This window comes from Aliivibrio salmonicida LFI1238, assembly GCF_000196495.1.
Taxonomy (GTDB): domain Bacteria; phylum Pseudomonadota; class Gammaproteobacteria; order Enterobacterales; family Vibrionaceae; genus Aliivibrio; species Aliivibrio salmonicida.
On sequence record NC_011315.1, the window covers coordinates 1 to 5,360 of the forward strand.

The 5,360-nt window shown below is 38.1% G+C and carries 3 protein-coding genes; 2 read left to right on the forward strand and 1 reads right to left on the reverse strand.

What is annotated here, in order from left to right; genetic code table 11:
- Positions 1–345 precede the first annotated feature (345 nt).
- Positions 346–1,212, forward strand: a complete 867-nt coding sequence (locus VSAL_RS22250; RefSeq protein ID WP_012552334.1) for an SMC-Scp complex subunit ScpB — start codon at positions 346–348, stop codon at positions 1,210–1,212.
- 435 nt (positions 1,213–1,647) lie between these two features.
- Here VSAL_RS22250 and VSAL_RS22255 read toward each other — a convergent pair whose 3' ends face one another.
- Complete coding sequence (locus tag VSAL_RS22255) at positions 1,648–2,481, reverse strand: hypothetical protein (RefSeq protein WP_044583715.1); 834 nt, start codon at positions 2,479–2,481, stop codon at positions 1,648–1,650.
- A gap of 992 nt (positions 2,482–3,473) precedes the next feature.
- On the opposite strand from VSAL_RS22255, the gene VSAL_RS22260 reads away from it, so the two are divergent.
- The gene (locus tag VSAL_RS22260; protein ID WP_231850984.1) at positions 3,474–5,360 is read left to right on the forward strand and encodes an acyltransferase family protein; all 1,887 of its coding nucleotides are present in this window, start codon (positions 3,474–3,476) and stop codon (positions 5,358–5,360) included.

The window sequence follows — 5,360 nt, forward strand, 5'->3', positions numbered from 1 at the left end:
ACATAAATTTCGTATCACGAATCGAAAGGTCGCCTAAATTGGCGGCCTTTTTCGTATATGGACGTTACACGATCACGCGCGTTCTGAACTGATTTAACGAAAATAAACTGACAGGGATTAACTTGATGTATGTGAAAATACAATGGCGTAAAAACAAAAAAGCCCTACGCACTTGAAGTGCGTAGAGCTTAATGCTTTAATAGTTTCCGTTCTTAGTGCTACAACACTTTGAACAGAGGGCAGTTAAGAACCTACTAAATTCTAACTGCATTACACAAACAAAACAGACTTGCTTGAGTAGTTGTGATTATAGCTATCTAGCCTGTAATTACAAGAGACGAATGAATGAAAACGACACTTTCCCCCCTAAATACATGGCATCCGCAAGAATCTTTAAGTTCTGAATTTGAAGTTATTCCGCTTCGTGATCGCAAGAAAAAACACATTCCAACCCTAAACCGAAAGATATTCAACACGCTTGAAAAGCATGGTGCGTGGATCAATTCGCAATGGCCTTTCTTGGTTCATAAGTTGGTTGAGGTCGGTATGCGTAAGCGTAATCTCTCATTTAAAGAAGTACATAAGCGCAATATTGAAAATACTTTACGTTGGATTGCCTACCATTCAGACACGGTAACCGGTTGTATTAATGTCACTCATTTGTGTATTGAAATTGGGAAAGAGATCGGGGTATCGAGTTCGACCATTTCAGTGATCATGAAAGAGTTGGTGATCATGGGGCTGTTGTACGAACCTGAGCAGAGTGGACAATCCATACAAGATATTATGCACGATGGACGATTGCCAAGAACGCTATGCACCACTCCGCTATTCTATGAAATATTAGGCATCAAAAATGATGAGCTTGATCGTTTACGCTCCATTGAGATAAAACGACGTGAGATCGAATACGCAAAACGAAAAGAAAAATACGACGCAGACATCGTCCTAAAAACGTACTGTCACAGTAATATTCTGCGTGTATGGGAATATCGACATACTCAATCAACCTCTAGTTATAAAATTAAATTGGCTGATATGGAGCCAATGACTCGCCTCACCTATATTTCACGTAAGCTGCTTGAGCGCATCAAAGCAAAAGGCTGGCCTATCAGCACCGAAAAAGAGCACATCACTAAGATGGCCAACAATCTACTGCGTAGAATGGGGTTATCTGTTAAACGCTCTGAGTTCGCCCCCCCAATAACATAACTCTTCTTATTTTATTACGCTCTTAGCTGAGTGGGTATTCCTATGCGCGTCATTTATGGCGGTATAAAAATCGTACAAAAACAGTAAAACACACTGGTCATTTACTTGGTATTGATGGGGATTGTTAGCCTGTTTTTATAAGTTATACATTAATGTCGGAATAGCCCATTCTTAATTCAGATATAGCCCCTTTCTAAACCCTGCTAATATTCTTTTCTTATCTAATTCAAAATTATCCTATTCCACCTATCGGTGTTGATAAAAAGGAAGCGGCCTCTCGACTGCTACGCAGTGAGGCCTTATGTCGGTGTGGTAAGTGCTTTTTGTCATTCGACAGGAAAGTAATATTGACTTTGTTTCTTATGGGGTCGCTTTATCGCTTCGCTATGATTCTGGCATGAAAAGAAATCAAAATTTACAGTGTGTGCAAAATGGTTATTTCCCCAATAATGCAATTGTTTCTATTCTAAATAAGTGATCCCATACCTCTCGTTCATCTCGATGTTTTATAAGCTTATATTTTAATTTATCCATCATTTGTCTTAATCGTTCTTTCGCTTTTTCATTTTTAACAAAATACCAAACCGTGCTGATCTTGTTTATTCTTCTTAATTGAAGGTATTCCTTTAAAATAGGGTTGTATCGTTTACTGTCTTTTAAGGTCAGCTCTGTCTCGATAACATGAACGACGATATCTGTTTTTGTTTTTCCTACTAACACAAGATCAGGCCGATGCTTAAACTTCATAATATGCTCGTATTGCTTGAAGTTTCCTATTTCAGCATTAATGACTCTCACATCAGTGAGTCGAGCACTTTTTTTTAGTAATGATCCGACTTTTTGATTTGTTAGCGTGTGGTTTAACGTTCGTAAACTGACTCTACTTTTTAGGAATGATTTATTGTTATCGAGATTGAAGTGATACGTATCGAGTCCTTTTCTTGTTACACCAAAGAGTGTCACGTTCGTGATGTTGTCACTGAGTTCTTCTTTTTTTACATGCCCTTCTTGGCATAGCTTTTTAAGGATACGACTGGCTGATGCTTTGGATTTCATGCCCAATTCATAACGGATATTTTCTAAGGTCGAGTATCGATGATGCGATAAAAATATCATTACGGTGTTTCTATTTTTTATGGCTTGCTCTGCTCGATATATTGGATCGGTTATTAGCATTTTACGTCCTATTCTTTTATTTTCTGTCGGTAACATAGTACGGCAAATTGCCATTGCCGAGAAGTTAAGCGATTTAAAGCAGATCAAAATCATTTAGAACCCTTACTGCGTAAGGCTCCACCAGAAAAACTTGTTTTTCTTCCTGCCGCGACTCGCAAGTGAGTCTACCCCCATCAATAAGCGACACTGGTACGGTTTTTATCTGCCTGTTCCATGCTTCAAAATCCAACGCACTGTATGCCTTGATGAAGGTAGACTCGTTTCACTTGTCGCGGCAAAAGCATTCACTAAAAATTAGCAATTCCCCTCACTGGTTCGGCACTTTCAGTGATTGAATTTTTTAAACGTTCATGAGGCACTTAACCTGGCGAACTAGCAATTAAATCCAACCTAGTTGGACGCTGTGCGATTGAGTTCTTGGTTAACGTAAAATTGCGTAGGCAATTTAAAGTGAGTTGCAGATCTGCAATTTTTGAATGTTATTGCTTCCTGATGGTGACTCAATGCTTCTTTGTTGCTATCCAATGGTGATCTTATGCTTCTCGATGCTTCCCAATTTCAAGATAGGCACGATGGGGACGTTTTCACCCTCTGCTACGCATTTGATAAAAACATCCCGTGCCAAAGGTAAACCCTTTGAAACCTGACGCACTTCGTTTGTCTCCAGAACGCCCAAAAAAGCCGGCTACGCTTCGGACTTTTTCGAGCGCACCGGTTAATTGTTTAAAACGGACGTTACAGGGGGATTATTGAGTGAACCAGTTCGAGATTTTATTGCCCTGTAAATCGCTCTGAAAGCGTCATAAACTTTCAAACGTGTTTTGGGGTATATCGGTGTGGTTTATATCTGAAAAGCGGCACTGTGAGCTTCTGAGGGGGCGAAAGCATGGTTTTCATAGGCTAACTTACGGATTTAACATAAAGGGCATATCGCGCATCACAACATTTGTGGACTAACAAATAAAATTGAATGCAGCATAATTTATTGCCTTGCCTTGCTCTATCTATACAATACGCACAACTTTTATTTATGTGTGTAATGTATGAATTTTCGGTATGACATTAATGGTTTAAGAGCAATTGCAGTGATCGCAGTGGTTCTTTTCCATTTTAACCCTGCTTGGGTTCCCGGTGGTTTCGCTGGCGTAGATGTGTTCTTTGTGATTTCAGGATTTCTGATGACAAGTATTATCTTTCGAGGGTTAGATAATGATAATTTTAACTTGTTTAAGTTCTACGTAGCTCGAGCCAATCGAATAATTCCAGCTCTTGCTGTTTTATGTTTGGTTCTTATGGTCTTTGGTTGGTTCTATCTTAACCCGTTGGATTACAAAGCCCTCGGTAAGCATGTTGCTAGTAGTATGGGTTTTCTTTCTAATATTATTTATTGGAGAGAATCTGGATACTTTGATGCAGCCTCTCATGAGAAATGGCTGTTACATACATGGTCATTATCTGTTGAATGGCAGTTCTACATTATCTATCCAATTGTATTAGTAGCACTTAAGAAATTTTTATCTCTTGAAAACTTAAAGCGATTAATTGTTATTGGGACAGTTTTAGGTTTTTGTCTAAGTGTTATCGCAACAATGAAGTGGCCAAACCCAGCGTACTATCTTCTTCCAACAAGAGCTTGGGAAATGATGATGGGGGGTGTGGCGTTTCTTTATCCTTGGAACTTGTCTGAAAGTAAAAAGAAAATCATAGAGGTTACAGGCCTAGCTCTAATCCTAGGTTCGTATGCTTTTGTTTCTAGTGATGTGTCATGGCCAGGATATCTTGCTTTGCTTCCAGTCCTTGGTGCTTATCTTGTGATTGTTGCAAATCAGCAGTCTAGTTTTATTACTAATAACTATCTATTCCAAAACTTAGGGAAATGGTCATATTCAATTTACTTGTGGCACTGGCCTGTTGTTGTTGCAGGGATCTTTTTTGAGTATAAAAGTTTTGAATTGGCAGGTGTTTTTCTATCAGTTGTTTTAGGCTTTTTAAGTTTTAAATTTATTGAGAGTGCTAATTTCCCATCTTTTGAAAGGTGGTCTGATGCACTAAAAGTAAAACCGTTGCACTTCACTCTTATGCTAGGTTTTATTGGCTCTTTGGTGTTTGTGTTTAGGCCTAACCAATTTTTATTTCCAATGAAAGAGTCGGTGCTTAACTCTATAGAAAGAAAACCTTATGAATGTTTCGATAAAGAAATGATGCATGAGAATGATGATGTTGTTTGCCAATTAACTAAAGGTGAATCAGCTATTCTTGCGATTGGTGATTCTCACTCATACTCATCACTTCCCGCTATTGAATCTATTGCTAAGAGCAACAACTTAGAACTTTATTACACAGGGTTTAATGGCTGCCCTCCTATCATCGGAGTATCTCCAATTCGAGGTGATCAGCATTTAAAGAACTGTAAAATTTTGAATCAAAGAGCATTAGACTTTGCGTTGGGTAAGCAAGTTAAAACCGTATTTTTAGCTGCTCGATGGACGTACTATACGGAAGGGACATACTCAAAAACGGGTGTTCAATACTTAACTATTGATAATAATGAACGTGGCTTAGATGTATCAAAAAGAGCACTAATGACAGGGCTTAAAGATACATTTAAGGCTTATTTTGATAATGGCATAAATGTTGTTGTAATGCTTCAGGTTCCAATGCAGAAGCATGATCCAGATAAGATTTATTATCGATCGATATCTAATGGAAAGCTACTAACTTCAAAGTTAGCTAAAAACTCAATTTCTTTAGAAGAACATGTTAAATTTCAATTTGAAACCAATCATTTAATTAAGTCACTAGCTGTTTCCTATCCGAATGTGACTATTTACGATCCTACTTCAGATATGTGTGTCGAAGGACAATGTTTGGTAGGTAGTGTAGATGTTTCTTATTATTTTGATGATGACCACTTGTCTATTCTTGGTGCTAGAAAGTTAGTTGAACCAATTAGTAAGTTTTTAGTCGATTAA

Excerpts from the sequence above, each read along its gene's own strand:
- VSAL_RS22250 (WP_012552334.1), top strand. The coding sequence starts at position 346 with ATGAAAACGACACTTTCCCCCCTAAATACATGGCATCCGCAAGAATCT.
- VSAL_RS22255 (WP_044583715.1), bottom strand. The coding sequence starts at position 2,481 with ATGATTTTGATCTGCTTTAAATCGCTTAACTTCTCGGCAATGGCAATT.